General features: G+C 57.4%; 19 protein-coding genes and 2 tRNA genes. 9 read left to right on the forward strand and 12 right to left on the reverse strand.

The genetic code is table 11. The annotated features are described in order from the left end of the window. On the forward strand, nt 1–122 hold a 122-nt coding region (locus ABRP88_RS00005; RefSeq protein ID WP_349835862.1), incomplete at its 5' end, for an IS3 family transposase. Nucleotides 123–253: 131 nt separating this feature from the next. Here ABRP88_RS00005 and ABRP88_RS00010 read toward each other — a convergent pair. Further along, nucleotides 254–326 (reverse strand) — tRNA-Asn (locus ABRP88_RS00010). A 254-nt stretch (nt 327–580) separates the two neighbouring features. Between ABRP88_RS00010 and ABRP88_RS00015 the strand changes: the two genes are divergently transcribed. From ABRP88_RS00015 to ABRP88_RS00025, 3 genes are all read left to right on the forward strand, one after another. Next, complete coding sequence (locus tag ABRP88_RS00015; protein WP_349835576.1) at nt 581–1,297, forward strand: 6-carboxyhexanoate--CoA ligase; 717 nt, start codon at nt 581–583, stop codon at nt 1,295–1,297. Next, nucleotides 1,294–2,463 (forward strand): aminotransferase class I/II-fold pyridoxal phosphate-dependent enzyme, encoded by a 1,170-nt coding sequence (locus ABRP88_RS00020; RefSeq protein WP_349835578.1) that lies wholly within the window; start codon nt 1,294–1,296, stop codon nt 2,461–2,463. Before ABRP88_RS00015 ends, ABRP88_RS00020 begins: the two co-directional genes overlap by 4 nt. A 62-nt stretch (nt 2,464–2,525) precedes the next feature. Beyond that, nucleotides 2,526–2,906 (forward strand): hypothetical protein, encoded by a 381-nt coding sequence (locus tag ABRP88_RS00025; RefSeq protein ID WP_349835580.1) that lies wholly within the window; start codon nt 2,526–2,528, stop codon nt 2,904–2,906. Nucleotides 2,907–3,040: 134 nt separating this feature from the next. Here ABRP88_RS00025 and ABRP88_RS00030 read toward each other — a convergent pair whose 3' ends face one another. The 8 genes from ABRP88_RS00030 to ABRP88_RS00065 form a co-directional block, all read right to left on the reverse strand. After that, a complete protein-coding gene (locus ABRP88_RS00030) occupies nt 3,041–4,174 on the reverse strand; it encodes a DUF3322 domain-containing protein (RefSeq protein ID WP_349835581.1) in 1,134 nt (377 codons plus the stop codon). After that, nucleotides 4,161–7,532, reverse strand: coding sequence for an ATP-binding protein (locus tag ABRP88_RS00035; protein WP_349835582.1), 3,372 nt, complete (start codon nt 7,530–7,532; stop codon nt 4,161–4,163). Before ABRP88_RS00035 ends, ABRP88_RS00030 begins: the two co-directional genes overlap by 14 nt. After that, nucleotides 7,525–8,175 (reverse strand): DUF4194 domain-containing protein, encoded by a 651-nt coding sequence (locus ABRP88_RS00040; RefSeq protein ID WP_284629238.1) that lies wholly within the window; start codon nt 8,173–8,175, stop codon nt 7,525–7,527. Before ABRP88_RS00040 ends, ABRP88_RS00035 begins: the two co-directional genes overlap by 8 nt. Beyond that, complete coding sequence (locus ABRP88_RS00045; protein ID WP_349835583.1) at nt 8,175–9,644, reverse strand: DUF3375 domain-containing protein; 1,470 nt, start codon at nt 9,642–9,644, stop codon at nt 8,175–8,177. Before ABRP88_RS00045 ends, ABRP88_RS00040 begins: the two co-directional genes overlap by 1 nt. A 125-nt stretch (nt 9,645–9,769) precedes the next feature. Next, entirely contained in the window at nt 9,770–10,189 is a 420-nt protein-coding gene (locus ABRP88_RS00050; protein WP_349835585.1) for an organic hydroperoxide resistance protein, read from the reverse strand. Nucleotides 10,190–10,343: 154 nt separating this feature from the next. Continuing rightward, on the reverse strand, nt 10,344–11,933 hold the full coding sequence (gene ulaA, locus ABRP88_RS00055; protein ID WP_349835587.1) for a PTS ascorbate transporter subunit IIC: 1,590 nt from the start codon (nt 11,931–11,933) through the stop codon (nt 10,344–10,346). Nucleotides 11,934–11,944: 11 nt separating this feature from the next. Continuing rightward, nucleotides 11,945–12,772: a PTS sugar transporter subunit IIAB gene (locus tag ABRP88_RS00060; RefSeq protein WP_349835589.1), complete on the reverse strand. Its 828-nt coding sequence runs from the start codon at nt 12,770–12,772 to the stop codon at nt 11,945–11,947. 87 nt (nt 12,773–12,859) lie between these two features. Next, a complete protein-coding gene (locus ABRP88_RS00065; RefSeq protein ID WP_349835590.1) occupies nt 12,860–13,645 on the reverse strand; it encodes a DUF5067 domain-containing protein in 786 nt (261 codons plus the stop codon). Nucleotides 13,646–13,906: 261 nt separating this feature from the next. On the opposite strand from ABRP88_RS00065, the gene ABRP88_RS00070 reads away from it, so the two are divergent. Beyond that, nucleotides 13,907–13,980: transfer RNA gene (locus tag ABRP88_RS00070), tRNA-Ile, on the forward strand. Between the two features lie 174 nt (nt 13,981–14,154). Here the strand turns inward: ABRP88_RS00070 and ABRP88_RS00075 are convergent. Next, nucleotides 14,155–14,562: a hypothetical protein gene (locus tag ABRP88_RS00075; protein WP_349835591.1), complete on the reverse strand. Its 408-nt coding sequence runs from the start codon at nt 14,560–14,562 to the stop codon at nt 14,155–14,157. A 132-nt stretch (nt 14,563–14,694) separates the two neighbouring features. Between ABRP88_RS00075 and ABRP88_RS00080 the strand changes: the two genes are divergently transcribed. Continuing rightward, entirely contained in the window at nt 14,695–15,750 is a 1,056-nt protein-coding gene (locus ABRP88_RS00080) for a trimeric intracellular cation channel family protein (RefSeq protein WP_349835592.1), read from the forward strand. A 106-nt stretch (nt 15,751–15,856) separates the two neighbouring features. Beyond that, nucleotides 15,857–17,455, forward strand: coding sequence for a mechanosensitive ion channel family protein (locus tag ABRP88_RS00085; protein WP_349835593.1), 1,599 nt, complete (start codon nt 15,857–15,859; stop codon nt 17,453–17,455). A gap of 3 nt (nt 17,456–17,458) precedes the next feature. Here the strand turns inward: ABRP88_RS00085 and ABRP88_RS00090 are convergent, their stop codons facing one another. Beyond that, complete coding sequence (locus tag ABRP88_RS00090) at nt 17,459–18,046, reverse strand: hypothetical protein (RefSeq protein WP_349835595.1); 588 nt, start codon at nt 18,044–18,046, stop codon at nt 17,459–17,461. Nucleotides 18,047–18,201: 155 nt separating this feature from the next. On the opposite strand from ABRP88_RS00090, the gene ABRP88_RS00095 reads away from it, so the two are divergent. Further along, the gene (locus ABRP88_RS00095) at nt 18,202–19,290 is read left to right on the forward strand and encodes an alkene reductase (RefSeq protein ID WP_296090711.1); all 1,089 of its coding nucleotides are present in this window, start codon (nt 18,202–18,204) and stop codon (nt 19,288–19,290) included. A gap of 124 nt (nt 19,291–19,414) precedes the next feature. Here ABRP88_RS00095 and ABRP88_RS00100 read toward each other — a convergent pair whose 3' ends face one another. After that, a complete protein-coding gene (locus ABRP88_RS00100) occupies nt 19,415–21,115 on the reverse strand; it encodes an alkaline phosphatase D family protein (protein ID WP_296090713.1) in 1,701 nt (566 codons plus the stop codon). 145 nt (nt 21,116–21,260) lie between these two features. Here ABRP88_RS00100 and ABRP88_RS00105 point away from each other — a divergent pair, with 145 nt between their 5' ends. Beyond that, the gene (locus ABRP88_RS00105; RefSeq protein WP_284796359.1) at nt 21,261–22,055 is read left to right on the forward strand and encodes a serine hydrolase domain-containing protein; all 795 of its coding nucleotides are present in this window, start codon (nt 21,261–21,263) and stop codon (nt 22,053–22,055) included. Nucleotides 22,056–22,609: the final 554 nt, after the last annotated feature.

Raw genomic sequence — 22,609 nt, forward strand, 5'->3', positions numbered from 1 at the left:
GCCATCGTGAGGAACTAGAGAAAGCGATTCATGAATATGTCGACTTCTACAACGAACGAAGAATCAAGCTTGAGTTCGGCGGATTAAGCATCAATCAACGCCGACGCAAGCTGCTACTCTGAATAGTCCTAAAAAATGTCCGCATCCCCTTCTGCTACTTAACCCAACCATCAAGTGGCACGTTTGTAGCACGCGATACAACGATGACGCTCGGAACAAGTAAAAAACCACCGTTACCAGTGGGTTTGTGTTGCTCCTCCAACTGGGCTCGAACCAGTGACCCTTCGATTAACAGTCGAATGCTCTGCCAACTGAGCTATGGAGGAATATCCATGTTGTACTTCGAACGTGTCGTTCTCTGTGCAACGAGAATTAACTATATAGCCTAACGCCGTTTTCACACAAATCGCCTGGTTAGCAGGAAAAATAGGGGTGTGGAACGTGGGGTGAGGGGGAGGAGACATCGGCAAGCGCATTGCTTGTGCGTTCCTATGTTGGAACCAAGACCTGGAGTTTGGCCGAGTCCCGCTAATTTTCCCTATTCCTGAACATCGTTCAATGCGTCCGGTACCCTCAGATTATGAATTATTTCTCAGTGCGAATGCGTGCGGATTCCGCAGGCCAGCACATTTCGGGTGCAGAGCGAATCGTCAGGGAATATGAAGTTCCGGCGGTCTGCGCTGCGTTGTCCGAACGTGCTTTGGCGCACCCGAAGGAAATGGCGGAAAATATCTTCATCACGGTGGAGGCTTTGGCCGAGTCCGATATTCTGCATGTCCCTGCCGTAGGTGTAAAAGAAGGAGCGGTGCAATCGCCGTCACAAGCTAGGGACATCATCGAGGAACTATTGCGCCCCATGACCGCTTATTCCCAGGTAGTCATTGAAGGGACGTTTACCGCTAGGAATATGCGCGGTGCGATGCTCATTGCGGCCGATACAGGTAAGCGCTGCGAGCCAGACGCACAGCGCGGCGTCCGCGTAAGCCACATGGACGCGTACGGTGCTACAGAGGAAGAATTCAAAGGCAAGGATGCAGCCCGTGAAGCCATCGTTCTGGCGAGCAAGGTTGCCGCGCATCCCGATGTCTTAGCCGAAGTCTGTGTGTCTGATGACCCGGCGTATACCACCGGCTATGTCTGCATAGATGGCACGTACCACCGCCTGCCGCACATTAAAGAACCAGGATCGGACGAGGGGGCGAGGGCGTTCATCATCAAACCAGGGGCCGATGTTGAAGCGTTGATAGATTATCTGGAAAACCGCGCCGTGGTCGTGGATTTTGAGGCAGAACAGTGAACGAGAGCCTAGAGAAAGTCGCATCTGCGCGCCTGGATAAGTGGCGAGAAGACGGCCTGTGGCGCAGCCCTTCGGTCTTTGGAAGTGGGCAAGTGCCGGAAAGCTCCTTGCGGACGGCCGCTGGGAAGACAGTCCAAGACGCGGTGCTTTTTAGCTCGTCGAATTACCTGGGCCTGGCAGAGCATCCGGAGATTAAAAACGCCGTAAAGGACAGCGTTGATCACTACGGCGCAGGTTCAGGCGGCTCGCGTTTGACCACCGGCACGTCTGAATTACACGTTGCGGTAGAAGCCGCTGCGGCCCGGCTGACTGGGTATCCAGACTCGGTATTTTTTGCAACCGGGTACCAAGCCAATCTATCGACGTTGCAGGCTTTAGCCTCGCCCGAACTCACCATTATTTCCGATGCGCGCAACCACGCCAGCATCATCGATGGCTGCCGGCTCGCAAAGGCGAGTGGCGCCTCCCTCGTCGTCACGGCGCACCGCGATACCCGCGCTGTGGAAGATGCCTTGGCTAACAGGACCACCAAGTATGCCTTGGTGGTTACCGATGGCCTCTTTTCCATGGACGGGGTGCTCGCGCCCTTGCCTGAGCTATCGCGGCTGGCACGCGAACACGGCGCTTGGCTTATGGTCGATGATGCTCACTCGTTTGGCACCGTCGGCGACCGCGGCCTTGGACTGCCAGAATATTTCGGCGTCCAGCCCGATATCCAACTTATTACCGCTAGCAAGGCGCTTGGCGCTGAAGGCGGGGTCGTAGCAACGAGTAAGCCGGTGGCGCAGCTATTGCGGCAACAAGCCCGGTCCTTCGTATTTTCTACCTCGCCCACGCCAGCCACCTCTGCCGCCGTGCTTGCGGCGCTAAAGCTCATTGAGTCTGATCCCAGCCTGGTTAGCCAACTGCAGGACAATATTTCTTATTGGCATCACACACGGGGGACTACGCCGCAGCAAGGGCCCATTATCCCCGTGCATGTGGGCAATGAGGCCGCCGCGATGGACGCCAGCGCTGTGCTGCTTGATAATGGATTTATCGTCCCGGCAATCCGGTGGCCCACTGTTGCACGAGGCGCGGCGATTCTCCGCGTCACCCTCATGGCAACCCATACGCGGGCGCAAATCGATGCTCTCTGTACCGAACTTGAACAGCTGAGTTTATAAGTAAAACGCTCGGTGAGTGCGTCTAAGGAATGGGGTTCTCGTCGCATACACTGGCAGGCATTATGAGCAGCTTCATCATTGACTATTCGTGGCTCCACGAGCTGGTGCTGTACGGGCGTGACGCCGAGCTATCCGCTGCGATTACCGGCAACTGGGACATTATTGAAGCCATATGGGACTTGGAGGAAAAGTACTCCCTGGATGACTCCAGTCTCTTTGGCGGTGATAATTGGGTTGCGCGCTTTGTGTCCGGCCTCGATGATGGCGGCCCCTTGGACGTGGGGCTATTGGACGAAGAAGATACTTCAGTGATGCTCGAGCTCTCCGTTACTGGTGACGATGAAGAGACAATGGAGCACGCGCTTATCGATGCCACCGAGACCATCACCTGGCATTTCTCCGACTGGGGCTTTGAAGACATCGAGTGGACCGCGATGCAGTGAGAGATAGAGACGCCGCCGCAAGGTTTTACTAGCTGAGGGCTCAATAGGTATTTTTACTCGCGTTCGTCTTGCTGCTGCGGAGAAAGAAGAATACGGGAACAACTAGCAGAGGTTCTAGTTCGAAAGCTTAGAACCTAGCGTTGAAACGTAGATTGAATTGCGTCATTTGCATGCGCGAACGGAATCCGCTCCTGTTCGATGCGTAGCTTGCCTTCGGTGAAGAGGAGGGAATAGGCGCGCTGCTCTTCGGTGGTGAGGTGGCTAAGCATGGCGGAGCCATCACCAGGATCGGGGACCGCGAGGTGGCGGAACGCGGTGACGGTGGCGGTATCCATGAGGAGAGACTCCGTGTGGGGAAAATGGGCGCGCACGCCGTTGAGGATGCTGAAGCCGGCGGCATCAAGATCGCCCCAGTAGGTGATTTCGACATCGTGGAGCCAGTCGAGGGCGTGGAGCTGACGGGCGGCATTGCCGGCGCCGAGGATGGCGATGGTGGGTGGGGCGGCATCGGAAAGCAGGGGCAGGGCTAGGAAGGTCTGCTTGTTTTCTACGATGAGAACGCGCGGGGGAGCGGTGGGAAAGAGTTGTGCAGCCTGGGAAAGGGGAACCTCGATATCGGACAGCGCTGGGGCGTGGTTGAGGTAGCGCAGGCGCAGGCGGGCATCGGTGCGGCGCAGCCCCAAATCTGTGATGCCGAAGGGCGAAAGCAGCGCGAGCAGCAGGCGGCGGTGGGTGCCTATCCACTTGCCATCCACGCCTTCGACCGGTACGGCGCGCTCCCACTCGCCGGAATTCGGATGGGCGCGCAGCCAGGTCAAGCATGGTGCTAAGCAGCGCAGATCGTATGCGCTTAGGTCCTTCCACTGGGCATAGGTGCGGTACACGGCGTCGGCGAATGCAGGGGAGTCGGGGGAGATCGCGGCGATGTCGCGTGCGCGCTGTAGCGCGCGGGAGTATTTGGCGCTGAGGCCTGCGGCCGCGGCGATGCGGGGCGCACCGGTAAGTACCGCGCGGGTGGGAACGGAATTGGTGCCCAGGCCCATGCGGGACCAATTGCGCTGTTCGTAGTGGATCTCTTCTTGGTATGGCCAGCGCTGCCAGGCGCGGATAAACTCCTGGGTGGCGGCGACATTGCGCGCGGCGGTAGCGGCTGTAGGCGGATGAAGCGGCCAATCGATACTCAGCGAATCCGGGGCGGCTAAGGCCTCAGCAAAGTGGTTGCGCAGGTATTTTGCCGCACGCGCGTGCAGGTCACTAGGCATCCGCATTGGGGGACTCCGGGGATTCCTGGGGGTAGGAAGTGGCATCGATAAGCGAATAGCCCGTACGCGCCTGCGGGCGGCCCTGGATAATGGGCTCATCGTAATTGACCACGATGGTGCCATCCACGTACGGCGATAGCGTCTGGATGAGTTTGAATGGCGTTGCCAAAATCATGTGGAAACCAAAGGACGCAAACACGGACATGGCGGTGCGCGTAAAGGCTGGGTCAGCGCGGTCGAAGGCCTCATCCAAAATGATGGAACCGTAGGTGGGAACGTCCTGATCCGGCTCCGCCAGGCGGAAGCGCAGCGCCGCAGCCAAGCAGAAGAACACCAGCTTTTGGGCCTGGCCGCCGGAAAGAGAGGCGGAATCCTGATAAGTATTCGCGGTCGTGCCATCGGGGTAGCACTCGCGGCCGATGAAGCTGACGTGCTTGCGGGTATCCAGAACCAGGTTGCGCCACCGAATATCCTCCGGCTCAGACGAGCCCAAGCGGCTGAGAATCTTGTCCAAGGCGTGGTAGCGCGCTACCGCAGCTTCGGGCTCATCGGCGCTAATCTCCGCCAGGCTATGGGACGTTGCGGCATCGAGATCCCGCTGGAAGTCTTGCACCACCTGGCCCCGGGCATCTTTCACATCAATGCGCAGGGCGCGGTCCCCATTGAAGGGCGTGCGCTCCAGTGACTTATTAATAAACTCCATGCGCTGTTCGATATCGCTACGGGCATGGCGAAGCGAAGAGGCGAGGTGCGATAGGTTTTGCACCGTCGTGCCATTGAGCAGCTCCAAGAAATGAGCGCGAAAATCCGCCAGGCGGTCCGCGCGCAGGAACTTCAGCTTCTCCATGCCTTCGCCGGCGAAGCTCGCCTGTGGCTCCAAATCCGCCGCTTCCGCCGGCCACTGTGATAGGTACTTGTGCAGGACGGAGACAATCTTGGCATTCGTCTCCTCGATGCGGCGTGCGGCCCTACGCGCGGTTTCTTGCAAGCTGGCCTGCACCTCATCGCGCCGGGCATCGATGTCATCGATGGTGAGTTTTCTCCTGCCCTTGTGCAGGGCCTCTTCGACCGCCTTGGCGATGCCCTGATCGGCCACCGTGGGCACCGTTCCGATGCTTTGGCGCCGCTGGGTGGAGCGGTTCAGCTCACCCTCTACGTTGCCGAGGTGTTTTTGTGCTTGGTTCAGTTGGGCGCGGGCGGCAGTGAGCTTTTCCTTTGCCTGCTCGTGCGCCGTGGCTAAGGCCTGCGCCTCTGGGGAGGAAGCCAAAGAATCGTACTGTTCTTGCAAATCGCGCTTGCGCGCCTCAGCGGAAGCGGTATCAATATCCTGGAACTTAGTCTCCAGTACGCGCTGCGATTTATCGCGCTGCGTGCGCAGGATATCCATTTTCCGGTTGAGCTCTTGGACCTGTTTCGCCATGGCACGAGCAGTGGCTTTCGCTTCATTCAATTGGGAACGCAGGAGCTCAATCTTGGCGGTATTGGTAGAACCTACTCGGTACCACCGCGTGCCTTTAAAACGCGTGCGATCATCCTTGATAAAGCGCGTCGATCCATCCTTGTCCTTAGGCCGGCTTTCCAAGCCATCGCGCGTGACGGCTGGGGTTTTGGTTACCTGTTCGAGCGCGGCCACCGAGTTGACGCATTCGTAGTTAAAACGGCTTGAAATATGGTGGCGCACCCACGGCGCCATGGGGTGATCCTGGAACTCCAATTTGTGGATGAGCTGTTGCGGGCTGCGCGCGGGCGCGGGCGCAGGAGCAAACTCGGGGATAGTGCGGTATTCGAGCCGGGTGCCCACATTGCGCGAATTGACCCACTGGTTAATGGCTTCCCGCGCGGTTTCCGGAACGAGCAGGGTGGCGGCGAATCCGTGCAGCAGTTTTTGGATCACTGGTTCCCACTCCGCCTGCTGCGGGGCGATATCCAGTAGCTCGCCAGCGAAGGGAAGCTCCGATTCGGCATAGCCAGTATCCCGCGCGAGTTGGGTGCGCAGCTCTACGAGGGCTTTATCGATATTGGTGCGCCGCGAGCTAAATGAGTGCAGCTCACTTTCTAAGGACGCGGATGCTGTCGCGGCATCGCGGGCGGCCACTCCGGCTTCTTGTTGCTGCTCAGTAAGCTGGGCCGAGTCGGCCTCGAAGTCCGCGATGCGCAGGCGGGCATTTGCTTGCAGCTCAGCAAAGCCGTGCGGGTTGAGCTCAAAGTGATCGGTCCACTGGTCAGCGGCAGCGGCAAGGTGGTGAAACTCCTTGGAGCGGTGCTCAATTTCCTTCTCCGCGGTTTCTATCTTGGCTTCTAGGGCGGCCAGCTCGCCGGCACTGAGTTGGGAGACGGCTACAGCGGCGCGTCGCTCGGCATCGTCAAGGTGCGTGACCTCCGCTTGGAGTGCCTCGGCCGCTGACTGCGCCTCTGCCTGCTGGGCGGTTAGCGCGCGGATGCGATAGTCCAGTTCTTCTGCCACCAAGCGGGCGCGCACCGCCGGCAGCGCCTCATTCATCGCCTCGGCCTTGTGCTTATCCGCTTCTGCGGTGGTGCGCTGGGAGTGTAATTGGGGCAGGGGTGCCAGCGTCTCAATCTGGGCCTTGACGTCCTCTACCCGCAGGTATGCCTGGCGCAGATCCTCAAATTGCTCCACTGACTCCTCAGCCCGCTCGAAGGTAGACGGCGTATCCAGCATATAGTCCCGGAAGAGCTGGTCCAGGCTGGATAGAGACTTGGCAGACTGCGTGCGGTGCAGCAGGACCTGCCCCTGTTCGCTCTTGATGCCCAGGCGTTTGCGAAAGCGATCCGCAAACGTGGTGTACGTCGGCGTAAATGACGCTCCCGGCCCCTTGTACATGGCCTTAATCTTGCGGGTATCCAGGCTGCGGGTGAGTAAGGGGCTGAGCTTATCGATGTCCTCATCTCCCTGCACCACCCCATAGAGCCGTTTAATTTGGCTCACCGAATTTTCACCGCCGTTGAGACGGAAGATGGCGATGAGGGTGTGCTGCGTGCCAGCCCCATTATCGTAGGTCAACGCCACCACCGAGTTTGTTGCGCCCTCACGCAAATACTCCGGGGCGATTTCACCCGTGTGCGCATTTTCTTGTTGCCGCCACGCCCCGCGAATATAGGAGACGAGGTTGCGCCCATTATGGCGCCCGAGGTCCTGCTGCGATGCCGCGTTAAACTTGAGGTCCTTCTGCGGCACCAATACCGCTGACATCGCATCAAGCAGCGTGGACTTGCCCGAACCGGATCCGCCGGTGATGAGGAAGCCCTTGCGGGCTACCGGGATGGAAAAGTAGCCGTGAAAGGTACCCCAGTTAATGAGCTGGATACGGCTGATGCGGAATTGGCCTGGATACAGGTTAGTCATCGGAAGCCTCCTCCTGGTCGCCCTCGGATTCTGCGAGGCGGGCGTATTCATCCCGGATAGCGGTGACCGTGGCGGCATCGAAAAGCTGACGCAAGACGGGTGATACCTCGTAGCGCCCCTCAGTCTCGGTGGCACTCAGCAGAGAGTATTCATTGCGGATGCGTTTAATCGCCGCATTGAAGCGGTTATTGAACCCGGCCTCATCGCGGTTATCAACCGCGCGGACGTAGCCAATGCCCTCCCGGAGGTCTTCTACATCCACAATCACGCGTTCACCCGGCAGCGCCAAACCAAGTTCCTGGCGCAGGTTCAGCAGGATGGCGGTATCGATGTGCTTAAGCTTATCCGTGCGCAGCACTTGCGGGATAGGCAGCGTTTCTTCTTCTACCATCCGGGTAAACGCAAACCCTTCCGCTTCATCGACGACCAGCTCGAGGAATACCTCATGCAGGCGGGCGCGCAGGTTGTCTTCGTCCGAGATGATGGCGGACCATAAGACAGGTTCCTTGTGTGCTCGCACGAGCGGCCCCTTCAAGAGCTGCACCAACGCGCGGCGTGAGTTATAGGTCAGCGATCCTTTATCGCTTTCCCACAGTGGGGGCTCATGCGCGGAATCGACGCGGTGGTTATCAGTAGCGCTCACTACAACTCCTCAACGGTGGTGCTATCGAAATACATAGTAGGGATATACGCCGCGCGAATGGTCCCATCTTCTTCGGTCCAGGTGACCTTTTCATGATCATCGTGCAAAGCCGGTAGCGGGTGCTGGTCTGCAATGTGTACCAAACCCACGACGCTGGCCAGGCCCTGCGTGGGAGGGCACGCCTGTAATACCTGGCCAATCGTGCACGGGCCCGCCTTGCCGACGGCCCCGCGAATCGCCCCATGCAATTCCTCAAAATCAATTTCTGATTCGCGCACCAGCTCATACAACGCCTCGGCGTTCTCCTGGCCTGGCTGGAAGGCCTCTGGTGCTTCCTCCACGACCTCGCGTCCTGGGTTGGCCAAGTGGATGCGCGATACGGAATGAATGGACATGCCGATGCGCTGCAGGGGAGTTTCCATGCGGTGAAAGGCTTTCAGCTCCGATGCCTGCGCTGCATCAATGGCCATGCCCCGTGCCTCACGCAGTAGCTCAATCATGCGCCGATCTTCTGCGAATTGTTCCGAAGAGACATAGTTGCGCAAGCTGCGCGCCAGGCCAGTCATCGTTTGATTGACCTCGAAGCTCGTTTCTTCCATATCGCGGAAGAGATTCCGCAGCTGCCGACGGTTCTCTGACGCCAGCTCTTGTCCAACGTCGCTTTCTAGAACCTGCTTAATCCACTGGTCCAGCCACGCGCTGCGTTCTCTATCCATGAGGTAGGAATAGAATCCGCGAAAGCTACGCCCCGCGTCCGATTCCGCGATGTGGTCTACACCGCTGAAGATTTCCTCGAGCACCTCGCCACGGTACCCTTCCGGATCCAAAAGCTGCCGGCGTAGCCTGTGATTGAGGGCTTCGAGTTCATGGCGCACCCTGGCGAAATCGCTTGGCACCGCCATAGCCATGTTCAGCACGTCTTGGACGCGCTCCTGCGTCTCTGCCGCAGTCAGCCTTTCAAACTGCCCTAAATGAGCCTTTTCAATTTCGCGGTCAATGCGGTCTCGCTCCGCCTCTAAGCTGGCGACGCGGCTCGAAATGTCCTCATTTGTATCTCGCGCTAAGCGTTGTAGCGCCGAGCCGATAGATTCCACGCGCGATGCCGTGACCGTAGTAACCGGTGTTTCCCAACGCTCAACGGCCTCGAGCGCGGATAGTGCTTCCTCGCTCGGTTCCAAGGTTTCCCCGCGCGAGCTCTTGCCAGATTTACGGACTAGCCAACCAGCCTTTACCCAGTCATTGCAATAACTTTGCGGTGTGCGCGGCATGGAGAATTCACTGGCGAGCACCTCGAAATCGGTGACCATCAGCTCATATACTTCTGCCGCCGGCCGCGCCCGAGTGCCGCGGGGAAAATACTCAGCAATTAGCGCCAAAATCACCGGGGCATTATCGGCCGCCAGCAGCCGCACTGCCGCGGAATCATGTAATAACCGCCGCAGTGAAAGGGCGCGAGCTTCAACAGACATGATTCGATTTTGCCAGCTACGCCGGACACATGCAGCGTAGTTTGACTCACTTATTCGATTCGGTGGATCCGCCCGCGCATGGTGGCCCTTGGGGGCCGAGGACTAAGAGACTGTATTAGTCCTTCTTAGTCCTGCGCAACGGTGACGTTGACGTCAATATTGCCGCGGGTGGCGTTGGAGTAGGGGCAGACCTGGTGAGCGGCATCGGCAAGCTCTTGTGCCTTGTCATGCTCCTGGGCGGGGATGATGATCTCGAGCTCAACGGCGAGCTTGAAGCCTTCGCCTTCCTTGCCAATGGACACGCGGGCACCCACGGAGGAGTCGCCCAACTCAGCCTTCTCGCTGCGAGCTACCGCCTGCAGGGCAGAGTGGAAGCACGCGGCATAACCAGCGGCGAAGAGCTGCTCTGGGTTGGCGCCGTTGCCAGCGCCGCCCATTTCCTTCGGAGTGGCCATCTTGAAGTCAAGGTCAGAATTTTGCACTACGGCGCGGCCATCGCGGCCTGCTCCGGTAGCGAGTGCTTCAGTGGTGTAGAGGGTATCCATGATTACTCCTTTTCTAAAAGTGGTTTTCGTACTAGTAGTGAGTACAGCCGCCGATTGTACTCAGAATTGTTATCGGTGTTTTTCGAGGTCAGCGACCTAAGAAGCGAAAGGACGCGCTAGGAAAGGTGGTACGGCTCAAGTGTGCGGCGCAGGCCTACTCAACCCGCGCCGGGGGAGTGGGCGCTCCTTCGGGCGGAAGTACCTTGGAGTAGCGCTTCGATTGGCTGGATTTCCCAGCACTCTCGGCGGTACCGCCAGTGGTGGGCGCAGTGGCACCGACTACGTCGGCCGTCTTTGCCGGAGAAGGTCGATTGGGTGCGGGATCCCAGTGGGTATCGACAAGCTTGCGCTGGCACATCCAACCCACCGCGAGGATGGCCAGGCCAATCACTGCGATGAGAATGCCGCTCCATACACCGCCAGCCTGGATGGACCAGCCGAGCAAAAGACCCAACCAGCCAAAGTCGGCATCGCCAAAGGTGGTGTTGGCATCTCCGAAGGAACCGAGCACGCTAAGCAGGAAGGCGGGCAGGAAAGTAATGAGCAAGCCATTGGCAAAAGAACCCAAAGCCGCGCCGCGGCGCCCGCCGGTGGCATTGCCGTACACGCCGGCCGCGCCACCAGTGAAAAAGTGTGGCACGAGGCCCGGCAAAATGAGGGCGACACCAAAAGCCGGGTTGAGCCATAGCGATAGCACAGCCAAGCCGACGAGCCCGCCGGTGAAGGAGAAAATGAACCCAATGAGCACGGCATTTTGAGCGTAAGGGAAGACAATCGGGGCATCGAGCGCTGGGATTGCGCCGGGAACTATCTTTGCCGCGATACCTTGGAAGGCGGGGACAAGCTCACCCAAAATGGTGCGGACACCGAAAAGAATGACGGCAACGGCCACGCCAAATTGCAGACCCTGAGTTATAGATTGCATGAGGTAATTGCCCACATTGGTGGCGCCATCCGGGAAGGCCGTGAAAGCCTCATCAGAGCCTGCGCGCGCAATAAATAATACGGCGAGCACGAGGTACATCAGCGCCATAGAAAGGGCCGTCGCCACCATCGAATCGCGCAGGAAGCGCAAGCCTTCTGGGAGTTTGAGATCCTCAGACGAAGGCGACACTTTATCGCCTTTACCGCCTACGGCCTTGCCGACGCCACCTGCGACCAAGTACCCCGCCGTGCCAAAATGCCCAATTGCCACGGAATCATCGCCGGTAATGCGGCGGGTAAAGGGGTGGGCTATAGCGGGCAAAGACACCATCAAAATGCCAAGCAGTCCCGCACCAAAGGCGACGATGACCCACGAAGGATATCCAGTGGCAACGAGTACCATCGTCAGCAATGTGGCCATGAAAAGTACGTGGTGGCCAGTGAGGAAGACGTAACGAAGCGGTGTAATACGGGCCAAGATGAGGGAGACAACAAACCCCAAAATCATGATCCAGGCGACTTGGCTGCCGAACTGGTCTTGGGCGATACCGACAATGGCTTCATTAGTCGGCACTACTCCCTGTGCACCCGTCGCGCCGGTGATCATGGCACCCAGCGGTTCTAGCGAATCGGATACTAGGCCAGCACCGGCGCCGATAAGGAGGAAGCCTAGCGTGGCTTTAATCGCGCCGCCGATGGTTTTGCCGGCGCCGCGCCCCATGGCAGCTAGGCCGACTGCGGTGATGATGCCGATGAGGAAAGCGGGTACAGCGAGGATTTCGTTGACGAGAAAGTTGGCTATGGCGAGAAGAATATCCATGGCGTTATTCCTTAAAAGTCATAGAGCTCGCGTAGAGCCCCATCTAGTTCGGAAGTGGAAGTGAAGTCTTGGATGACGTATACGGGAACGCCGACATCGCCCAGAGTGGCAGCGATTTCACCCGAGGTAAGCAAAAAGTCCGCTTCACTAGCTCGGCCCTTCGCCGAAATAGTGTCGGTTGCCTCAACGGTGAGGTAGGGACCCCAGCCCCATTCATCCAAGACCTGCTCCAAAGTGTTTTTGAGAAAAAGCGAGGTTCCCAGCCCGTTGCCACAGACCGTTAGAATCTTGCCCTTGGATGCCACTGAGTCTTCTGCGGTTTCGTGGGTGGTTTCTGAAGGGGCTGTCGCCGCGGAAGTAGTACGACTTGGAGCAGAGGAAGATGTTTGAGTTGGGGTATCTGAGGTGATGACCTTCCGTAGCTGTTCTTCAGTCTCCGCGCGGTCAAGATCTTCGCGTTTAGTCGCCAAAAGCCTGGCCAGTTGTTTCATCGCTTCCACATGCTCCGAGGAGCTCTTGGCCGCGCACCCAACTACTAGATGTACGGGATCGTTGGACGCATGGTGAAATTCCACTGGCTCTGAAAGCCGAACCCACGACAGTGAGGTTTCTTTTACCGCCTCTGATGGGCGCGCATGGGCGAAAGCGAACCCTCGTGCGACCACGATATAGGGCCCATTGTCCTCGACAGATTGGATCATGGATTCCGTGTAGTCAGAAGTTACTGTGCCGGCTTCTTCCAAAAGCGTGCCCGCCAGCCGGATAGCCTCCCTCCAGTCATTGGCAGTGCCGTGAAGATCCACAGCACCCGGCGCCAATAAAGAGTCCACTGTAGCCATTTATTTCTCCCATCACATAGTTAGGGTTTATGAAGAAAAAGCACTCCTTATTTTAAAGCGCGTGAGAAGGAAGGTAAATGGAAATGCTTACTTCTTGACAGAAGAGTCCAGCTCAAACGTTTGGCGCCCAATTTCGTTTTGGCCAAAATTGTCCTTAGCTACAAGCTCTACTGGGGTGGATTCATCATCGAGCTCGTAGGCGACCGCGCCAGAAGCGGTACCGTCTTTTTTAATCTTCTCGAGCAGGGAATCGGTGAGCTCTGGATCATAAAATGATCCGACCTCGAGCTCGTTTACGGTATCGGAGTTATTGTCTTGGATAGCGGTAAAGTACTGGACGAAGTCCAAGGCTGAAAGCTCTGCATCCGATTTATTAGTGACGTCATAATAAAAGACGATGAGTGGCTTCTCTCCATCCTCATTGCCCGGCTCACCGGTGGGGATTATGCGGTGATCTGTGATCTTGATCGTAGCTGCCGGCACCTCGAGCACATTGTCCTTGAAGCTCCGGTTGGAGTCTGTGCCCTTTAGGGAGTTGACGGTGGTTGGGTCGTCACTGATCTTTTTCAAAATCGCTGTAAGGGTGACGTCCTGAATAGCAACATCGAAGGATAACGTATCGCCGTCCACTTTGAAATCTTTTTCGTCAGCTGAGGCTGCCATGAGTGCAGTATCGGTTGCTACGATGTCTCGTTTCGAAGTGATCGTTTCGCCAGCTGCGGCGGCTTCAGCGTCAAATGATCCTATCCAGTAGATCGAGCGATTCTTGCCATTATCAAACGTCCATTCCACAGTAATGACGTCATCAGTGATGCTGGCTTCCATCCAGCCATCTTCGGAGGCGCTGTCCTCCTGCTTCCACGTACCGATCACGGATTGGGATTGTGATTCAGTAGATTTAGCATGCTGGTCTTGTTGTGATGATCCGTTTTCATCATCAGGACTCGAGCATGCTGTGAGGACAAGAGCAGAAGCAAGAACGAGAGAAGGTAATAGTTTTCCCATATAAAAGTTTTATCCTAAGGGGGTGGGGAGGGGGATCAGCGCGGGAGAGATGAGGAAATTGGTCTTTCGCGAGCTATTGACTAATCTTTTGGGAGCGGAGTGTCGTGTCTTACGACATGACTTCCGTGTGGGGCTATAGCTCAGTCGGTTAGAGCTCCGGACTCATAATCCGTCGGTCCCGGGTTCGAGCCCCGGTGGCCCCACGGTAGAAGGAGGCGTCGGCAAGCAGTGCTGGCGCCTCTTTTTTAGTATTCGGTGTGCACGCGCTCGGAGAAAATCGGCCTAGCGGTCAGCTCGATGCGGGTGCCGATATTTGCGTCGTCTGGGTTTCTGTAATGGACGGATTTTTGATTCGTGGCCATGATGCAGTGGAGATCTTAGCTGTCACTAGAGTTTGGGTCCTTCACAGTAATATCGCGTTGCCAGGCTGCAGTAACGGTCGGATCGGGGGTTTCGAGCCTGTATGTGGCATCCATTGCATGCTTATAAATGTCCAGGGCAAAGGCGCAATCGGTGGCGTCGTCGGCGATGATTTGTGCGTAATTGCGGATGCCACAAATACCGCCTACCTGCGCAGCGAGCGCGGAGTCATCGTCTTCCTCTGCTTTCTGCAGCTTGGAAGGTGCGGCAGGCGCAGAAGAAGCGGAAGCCGTGGAATCAGTATTGGTGTCGGCATCGGCAAACGTACCGCTGTCTGAACTGGTGCTGTGCGGGGTGGTATCGGTGAAGCTGGGCTCGTCGTCTGCGGGGGTGGACGAGCAGCTAACCAGCAGGAGCGCCGGCAAGAGCGCGAGAATCTCTTTTATGCGGAATGTAGGGGAGAGATAGAAGGGGCATTTGAGTAGGAAAGTGCAGCACCGCAGTGCATATGGGCAGGCGAATTGCGCGCGGGTGAGCAGTGCAGTCTAATAAACGGCATGACAGAAGTAGATCCGCTCATTGAGTCCCTCTATCGCTGGTCCGATGTCAGCGGTGTATTGCTGATGGGAATTATCGGCGGCACCATTGCGCGCAAGCGCGGGTATGACATCATCGGGTTTTTCTTCATTGCGATGTTTTCTTCCCTGGGCGGGGGCATGGTGCGCGATGTGCTTATCAATCGCGGCACCGTGGCGGCGATGAGCGAGCCGGAGTACCTCTACCTGGCGTTTACTGGCGCGTTGATTGCGCGCTTTGTCTACTTCAAAGGCAAGACCTGGGATTATATCCAGGCGCATGGTGATGCCGTGGTCTCTGGCCTGTGGGCCGGCACCGGTGCCGTGAAGGCCATTACCTATGGTCTGCCGCCGATTCCGTGCATCATGATGGGCGTGTTTACCGCTACAGGCGGTTCCATGATTCGCGATATCGCCATGGGGCGCGAGCCCGCCGTCTTTGGCGATAATCAGCCGACGGTGATTCCGGCCATCGCCTGTGCGGTGATCGTGCTGGTGGGAAACCACTTCGATATGTTGGCCGTCGGCATGATCGTGGGACCGTTGGTGTCCATTTTCTTGGCGCTGCTGGGTATTTGGGCCGGTTGGCGCGTGCCCGCGAACCAGGAGTGGGCGCCGATTAATGATACGGCTGCGCAGGTTAAGGTGCTGGCGAAGAAGGCTGAGAACAAGAGCCGCGCGGTCGGGCGCAAGCTGGAGCCGCACCGCGTGCGCTCCTGGCGCCACCGGCAGATGGAAGAGGCGCTGCAGCGGCGCATCGAAAAGGAAGTGCGCTCCGGCAAGCGCCGCCAGGATGCGGCGGAGGAGGCGAGCGAGTTTTTGCAGTCCTTCGAATCAGATGTTGATCAGTTGAGTAGTGTCTCAGCTGAGTCCGAGGATATGGACTTTGGAGTGGACTTTAGCGGCGATTCCTATGAGGCGGAGGAGCAGGCCTCCAGCGAGGAATCGCAGCGGCTGCTCGATACGATTCTGGAAGATGACAAACTTACCGATGAATTGATTGACCGCCTGATGGACCGCTACCAATCGCGCGACTAGGTTTCTAGGCGGCTGCTTGCCGATGCCCCTAAATTAAACACCTGAGTCCGGATTTCTGGCAGAAAACTGGCATCAATTTCTCAGCTAGGTGCCATATCCTTGAATCATGAACTTGAGGTATTACTTTTTTGAGCTGTGGGGCCTCATTGTTGACCACGGCTTGCCGCTCATCGCATTCGTGATAATCGGCATTCTTCTGCCGCGCATGGGGCGCCTAGCCATCCGGATTATTGAACATAATTTGGATGAGCAAGAAGAATCCACGAAAGCGCGGCTGGCTCTGACCGGAGCATTGGTCTACATCGTCCAAGCGGTTGCGTACTTCCTATTGGTCGCGGCCGCGCTGACCAACCTCGGCGTACCGGCGCTGGGTGCTGCGGTGCCTGCGACGATAGTTTCCGCGGCGGTTGGTTTTGGTGCCCAGTCCGTGATTTCGGACTTCCTCTCCGGATTTTTCATCCTGACGGAAAAGCAATTCGGCGTGGGTGACTATGTCTCCTTTGCTGGCATTCCTGGGGTGGAAGGCGATGTGGTGACGCTGACCCTGCGCACCACCAAGGTGCGCACCCCAAGCGGTGAGCTGGTGACCATCCCCAATAGCTCCGCGGGTGTGGTGACGAATTATTCCAAGGAATGGTCCCGCGCGGTGGTCAATATCAACGTCCCAGTGCATGAGGGTGAATCCTTGCCGGAGATTACGAGCCGCGTCAAAGAGATTTCGGAGCACGCTATTGAAGCCCCAGAGATCTCTGTCGATGTCGCCGGCGAGCTCACGGTTCTTCCCGCCACGCAATTGGTCAGCCCGCAGGTTGCTGGTCAGCCGTGGCAGGTGGGCTACCGCATCATGGTGACTGTCAATCCCGCCCGCCAGTGGTCCGTGGAGCGAGCTATCCGCTCGGCGTTGCTCTCGGAATTCTGGGACCACTACGGTTCCGCCATCGACTTTGATGAGCTGCAGGAACAGAAAAAGAAGAAGCCGGCGGACCCAAAGCATGCCGTGGCGCAGTCGGCCAAAGACGCCTTGGATGCTGGGGAAGGCTCCCGCCCCAATACGCCCGTGGATGACCCCACGGTAGAAGAGGAACTGGTTCCAGAGGAAGTCGAGCTTGCTCAGACCAAGGTCGATGAACAAGCAGTCACGGATGAAGCGGACGCAGATGCCGCAGACGACGATGATAAATCTCGCAGAAAGATCTGGCGCACCATCCAGACCAATACCCAATTCCAAAAGGTCTCCACCATCGGCGGACGCGTGCGTGCCTCCACCACTGGCCTCGTGGCGGCTCTCCTCGTCGTTGGCCTGCTCATCCTCGCGGCAAGCAATCCAGAGGAAGGGGAAGCTGGCTGGTTATCGCCGGACTATTGGAAGGAACGAGATACGCAATCTTCTTCAGAGGCACCAACGGAATCTGAAGGGAATGCGCCCACGGAAGACCCTCTTACTACCGGCACCCCAACCGAACCAACGGATGCTGGCTCAACACCGACGACCACCAATACGCCGACCGTTCCTAGCTACCTCAGCCAGGACCCCAATTCCACTCCTAATTCGGGGGACGGGCACGGCAGCAATCAAGATGGCCCAGGTGACTCGAACGGCGGTTCTGGTGATGGCCAAGGGACTGGAGATGGAGACTCCGGCGCAGACGGAAATAGCGGGGCGGCGGATAGCCAACAGACCGCGATTCCTTCAGAACCCCACTAGATTCTACTGAGGACCGCCGCTTACCTCGAGGCGGTCCGTCCAGAAGCGATCGAGTTCCTCGGCGTGGTATATGGCACTTAAGCTATTGTCTCCGTCTTTCCCGCAGATGAGTCCGCGGCGATCTGATCCAATTGAACAGCGAAGGTCATAGGTCTTACCGGTGATAGGGCTGGCAACGGAAATTTCGGTGCTATACGCGCCGTTGGCTCTCGGATCGCGCTGCTGGAATGTATAAGTGTGCTTGAGCGCTTCATCAAAAATGGGGCCGGTAAATTTGCAGGATGTATGTTCGCCTGCGTGGATGGTGTCTCCCTGGTTGGTATATCCGCAGTCGCCGCCAATTTTCCCGGCGTAAAGCGTGTGATTTCCAGCAGGGGGAGCGTCATCATCCGAGCCGGCATCGCCATGCTCGTCGCCTTCCTTATCGCCCTTTTCCTCGGTGGAGTCTGGAGTATTCTCCAGGGTTTCCGTCACGGTCGTAGGAGCCGTGGAAGCCTCGCTGGGCACAAAGTCAGGTTCGGGATCGGCAGAATCGGAATCATCGGAGGTACCGCAGGCGCTGAGCATGGTGAGGGACAAGGCGGCAAGCATTAAGGAAGTGTGGCGTTTCATCATCATAAAAACTGGTAGCAATCGACGGTGTGAATGGTGAAAACTTTAGCACTTAAACCGGTATCTAGCTGCGGACTTATAGGAAATGCGGCGAAAGGTGGAACAAATTTAAACCACGGGCTGTTTCAGTAGACATGACATCATTATTTACATCTTTGGAACTTGGCCGTTATACGTTGAACAACCGCGTGACCATGGCGCCGCTGACTCGTCAGCGTGCAGGTCACAGTGGTGTACCCAGCGAGCTACACAAAAAGTACTATTCCCAGCGCGCTAGCGCCGGTCTCGTCGTGACCGAGGGAACCTTCCCCGCATGGACCAACCGCGCGTTCCCTGGTCAGGCGGGCATCGTCGATGACGAGCAAGCCGCTGGTTGGCGCGAGGTAGCTGACGAAGTACATAACAAGGGCGGCGTGCTGTTCATGCAGATTATGCACGGCGGCCGTACCAGCCACCCGGATCTCATTGATGGCGCCCAGGCAGAGGCCCCCAGCGCGCTTGATTGGGACGGCCAGGTTCGCGGCTTTGCCGGCAAGATGGATGCACCGGTACCGCGCGCCCTAGAAGCCGATGAGCTCCCGCGCATCGTTGAAGAATTCCGTGCTGCCGCACGTCGGGCCGTCGACGCGGGCGTTGACGGTGTAGAGATCCACAATGCGAATGGCTACCTGCTGCACGAATTCATGGCACCATCTGCCAACCAGCGCGACGATGAATTTGGTGGCAGCCCAGAAAACCGGTGGCGCCTGCCAGAGATGGTTATTCGTGCTGTCGTAGATGAAATTGGTGCTGATCGCGTGGGCGTGCGCTTCTCGCCAGCCCACGTTGTACAAGGCATTGTTGAAGACGACGAGGCAGACATGCTGGCCACCTACGGCGGCCTTTTGGACGCCATTGCCCCGCTGAACCTGGCTTATGTATCCTTCCTGCACGCCGAGCCGGAAGGCGATCTCATCTCGGCCTTGGCAAAGAAGGCTCGTGCCAATGGCGAGACCAAGGTCTTGATGAATGATGGTTTCGGTACTGTCACCACTAAGGAAGATGCCGAGCGCGAGCTGGAATTGGACCACGTGGATGCCGTTGTCGTGGGTCGTCAGCTCATTGCTAACCCGGACTTGGTACGCCGGTGGGAAGAAGGTCTGGCCCTTAATGAGCCAGATCAGGCCACGTTCTACGTCGGTGGCGAGCGCGGCTACATTGATTATGAAACTGCCGCGGACTAACCCGTAGTCCGCGGCAGGTAGGGGGGAGAGCGCGAGTGATAGAGAGTGAAATATCCCAGAGAGGATCTTTCACTCTCTATATCGAACGTGCACCCAGCGAGCGTTAACAACTGCCCGCTAAAAATTAAGAATTAAATCCCTGATCCGGGCGCCATGTCAGCGTGACGGCTTCGTTTACTGGTGCGGCGGGATTGAGGAGATCCTCAACGCGCAGCCAGTGCATTTCCGCAGAATCCGGGCGGATGGTGACGTAGCTATATCCGTGGTGATCGAGGTTTACGTGGCGTGTATGAGGGTTTGCCTCCAAAAGGAACCTCTCTGCCAACTTGGAAAGCTCGTTGTCCTCGGGTAAGTGAAGCTGTTCGTTGACATTGGGCGCGGAGACAGATGAGCACACCATTTCGGCCCCGAAGATGTGCCCATCCTTGCTGATATTATGCGCCCATTCGGAGTGGATATCGCCGGTAACAAAGAGGGCATGGGAGTCGTGCTTCGCAAGGGCATCGATAAGCATCCGGCGTTCTGCCGAGTATCCATCCCATTGGTCGCCATTGACGGGAATGCCGGTGATATTGGATGACAGTGAGGATGATACGGGTGCTAGCTTGTCGTCGCGCTGCAGGGTAGCCAGGTTCATGGGGGAGAACATGACGGAGTTGCCCAGCATATTCCACGCGGCGGCGGAGGTATCGATCTTGTTGACCAGCCAGTCGTACTGCTCCGAACCGAGCATGCTTCGCCCCTCTGCAGCCATCCTGGCAGGTCCAAAGAGTATCTGTTTATCGCGGTACGTGCGCAGATCCATCATGGTCAGTTCCACGAGATCGCCAAAGGTCAAGCACCGGTAGAGATGGCCATCATTGGAAGGATTGCTTGCCCGTACCGGCATCCATTCAAAGTAGGCCTGCATCGCGGCGTTGCGGCGATCGATCCAAGCGCCTTCTTTCCCCTCCGTGTGGTTATGGGCGCCGTCCCTCCAAGAATTATCTGCGGTTTCGTGGTCATCCCAGACCGCGATCCACGGCAGGGCAGCATGCGCCGCTTGGAGATTTTCATCGGTGCGGTAGCGGCCAAGGCGCGTGCGATAATCTTCCAGCGTCGTAATCTCGTGCGCGGGGTGGTGCAGGCGCACTGGACCGAAACCGGCGTACTCGCGCTGTGGGTATTCGTAAATATAGTCTCCTAGAAAGACCATATAATCTAGTTGCCCGGCTCGTCCGCGCTGTGCGATATCACCATAGGCTTGAAAGAAACCGGACTCCCAGTTGGCACAGCTGGCCACACCAAAGGTTAGCTCCTCTGGGGATGCCGTAACCGCCGGTGCGGTTTTGGTGCGACCTACGGGGGAGATTTTATCTTGGGCATGAAAGCGGAAGTAATACACGCTTTCTGGTTCGAGGCCGTGAGGATCCACGTGGACGGTGTGATCCTGTGCAGGATCGGTGGTGACTTCGCCGTGCTTGACGATGTCCCTAAACTCCTCATCCCGCGCAATTTCCCATTCCACGGTGGTAGGCGCGCCCGCACCGGAGCCAGGCATCGCATCTGCATCTGGTGTCACGCGTGTCCATAAAACAACGGAATCTGGAATGGGATCTCCGGAGGCTACGCCGTGCAGGAAGGGGCGTTCACCGAGCGTGGGCTCTACCATGTGTGGTTCTGGGTGCGAGGAGAGGCTGCTTTGTGCATGAGCGGTGCTGGCGTTGGCCGTGCTGGCAGTGGTGGTCAGCGCCAGGGCGGCGCCGACTGTGCCGCTGGTTTGGAGGAATTTGCGGCGATTGACATGAGACATCTCTGGTTGCGTGCTGTGGTTTCTGCTAGTCATATTCATAAGGTTTCTTAGATAGAAAGGGCCTGCAACCGCTCAGGCTGCATTACACCAGAAATTCCTTAATCAGTAACCACGGGTTTACCTCCGCACCGATCGGCACACCTTATTCTGAGGCCTAGAGCACAGTAGGCTGGAAGCCATGAGCGAGTTGCAGCAGATAAGTCAATGGCCCGTAGATACCGTGGCTGGAGCGTTAATCCACAGCGGTGAGTCGATAGATACGGTAGGAGATACTTCGCGCCAGTTTCCGGTTGCCTCAGTTACCAAGCTGGTATCGGCGTACGCGGTGATGATGGCAGTGGAAGAAGGTGCGGTGGATTTGAAGCAGCCCGCCGGTCCGGAAGGTTCTACCCTCGAGCATTTGCTCGCGCACGCCTCGGGCGTGAAGTTCGATTCGCGCGAGCAACAAAAACCAGTGGGAGAGCGGCGCATCTATTCCTCTGCCGGTTATGAATGGGCGGCAGAGATCGTAGAAGAAGCCACCGGCATCGAGTTTGCAGAGTACCTGCGCGAAGGTGTGTGCGAGCCGCTTGGAATGTCCTCCACCCGCTTAGAGGGCTCGGCTGGGCACGGCTTGGTTTCTACTGTGGAGGATCTCGCTGCATTTGCTGCCGAGGTCCACGACCCGCAGCTCTTGCACCCCAGCACCGTGGCCGATATGCGCCGCGTTCACTTTGCTGGTTTGCGCGGCATTGTGCCCGGTTACGGGAGCTTTAAGGATTGCACCTGGGGGCTTGGATTTGAGATCCGTGGCGAGAAAGACCACTGGATGGGAGCACTGCCTGCCGATGCCACCGGGCACTTCGGCATGTCCGGAACCTACCTCTGGCTGGCCGACGACTACGCCATGGTGGCATTAACGGACCGAGATTTTGGCGATTGGGCAAAGCCGCTGTGGAATGAAACCAATACGAAGATCTGGCAGGCGCTATAAGAGGCTTCTTCGCAGGTTTTCCTTAATAGGAAAACGGGAAAAGCTCCCCATTCCAGTGGAGTGGGGAGCTTAAAGCTGCTCTTTTTTAGAACACCTGCAGACCAAGGCCTTCGAGGAACATGGCGAACTGGGTGAAGATGCCGTCAACGAGGGAGAGAAGCTGGAATCCGAGAGCAGAAGAAAGATCAAACATAGGGGGTTCCTTTCAGTAGGGGGGATTCAAACCGGATTGTTTGAATTTATCTCAGTATAGGCAGCGTGTGCGGATGGTGTCAAACCGTTTCTTAACACAAAATAAATGTATATCGACCACTCCGCCGATGGGGCTGTGTGTCTCTTTTTAAAGCAGGGGATGAGAGTGGGGTATGGCGCCTAGCTACCCCCGCTGTGGGTTTACGCCCCAGGGCTTTTTGGAGGGCTTGGCTTCTATCGGAATTGCGGTAGTTTTCGGCCGATGTTTCAGGGGATGAGCGCTATTGGGTAAGCGTTTCTGCTGGTACCTGCCGTGTGAACGGCTTCTGTCAGGAAGTCGCTTCGGGGCGAATGGTTTGAGG

Source organism: Corynebacterium sp. KPL2734 (assembly GCF_040225595.1).
Classification (GTDB): domain Bacteria; phylum Actinomycetota; class Actinomycetes; order Mycobacteriales; family Mycobacteriaceae; genus Corynebacterium; species Corynebacterium rhinophilum.

Coding starts and splice junctions, on each gene's coding strand:
- ABRP88_RS00015 (WP_349835576.1), top strand. CDS start 581: ATGAATTATTTCTCAGTGCGAATGCGTGCGGATTCCGCAGGCCAGCAC.
- ABRP88_RS00025 (WP_349835580.1), top strand. CDS start 2,526: ATGAGCAGCTTCATCATTGACTATTCGTGGCTCCACGAGCTGGTGCTG.
- ABRP88_RS00030 (WP_349835581.1), bottom strand. CDS start 4,174: ATGCGGATGCCTAGTGACCTGCACGCGCGTGCGGCAAAATACCTGCGC.
- ABRP88_RS00035 (WP_349835582.1), bottom strand. CDS start 7,532: ATGACTAACCTGTATCCAGGCCAATTCCGCATCAGCCGTATCCAGCTC.
- ABRP88_RS00045 (WP_349835583.1), bottom strand. CDS start 9,644: ATGTCTGTTGAAGCTCGCGCCCTTTCACTGCGGCGGTTATTACATGAT.
- ABRP88_RS00050 (WP_349835585.1), bottom strand. CDS start 10,189: ATGGATACCCTCTACACCACTGAAGCACTCGCTACCGGAGCAGGCCGC.
- ulaA (WP_349835587.1), bottom strand. CDS start 11,933: ATGGATATTCTTCTCGCCATAGCCAACTTTCTCGTCAACGAAATCCTC.
- ABRP88_RS00060 (WP_349835589.1), bottom strand. CDS start 12,772: ATGGCTACAGTGGACTCTTTATTGGCGCCGGGTGCTGTGGATCTTCAC.
- ABRP88_RS00080 (WP_349835592.1), top strand. CDS start 14,695: ATGACAGAAGTAGATCCGCTCATTGAGTCCCTCTATCGCTGGTCCGAT.
- ABRP88_RS00085 (WP_349835593.1), top strand. CDS start 15,857: ATGAACTTGAGGTATTACTTTTTTGAGCTGTGGGGCCTCATTGTTGAC.
- ABRP88_RS00090 (WP_349835595.1), bottom strand. CDS start 18,046: ATGCTTGCCGCCTTGTCCCTCACCATGCTCAGCGCCTGCGGTACCTCC.
- ABRP88_RS00095 (WP_296090711.1), top strand. CDS start 18,202: ATGACATCATTATTTACATCTTTGGAACTTGGCCGTTATACGTTGAAC.
- ABRP88_RS00100 (WP_296090713.1), bottom strand. CDS start 21,115: ATGACTAGCAGAAACCACAGCACGCAACCAGAGATGTCTCATGTCAAT.
- ABRP88_RS00105 (WP_284796359.1), top strand. CDS start 21,261: ATGAGCGAGTTGCAGCAGATAAGTCAATGGCCCGTAGATACCGTGGCT.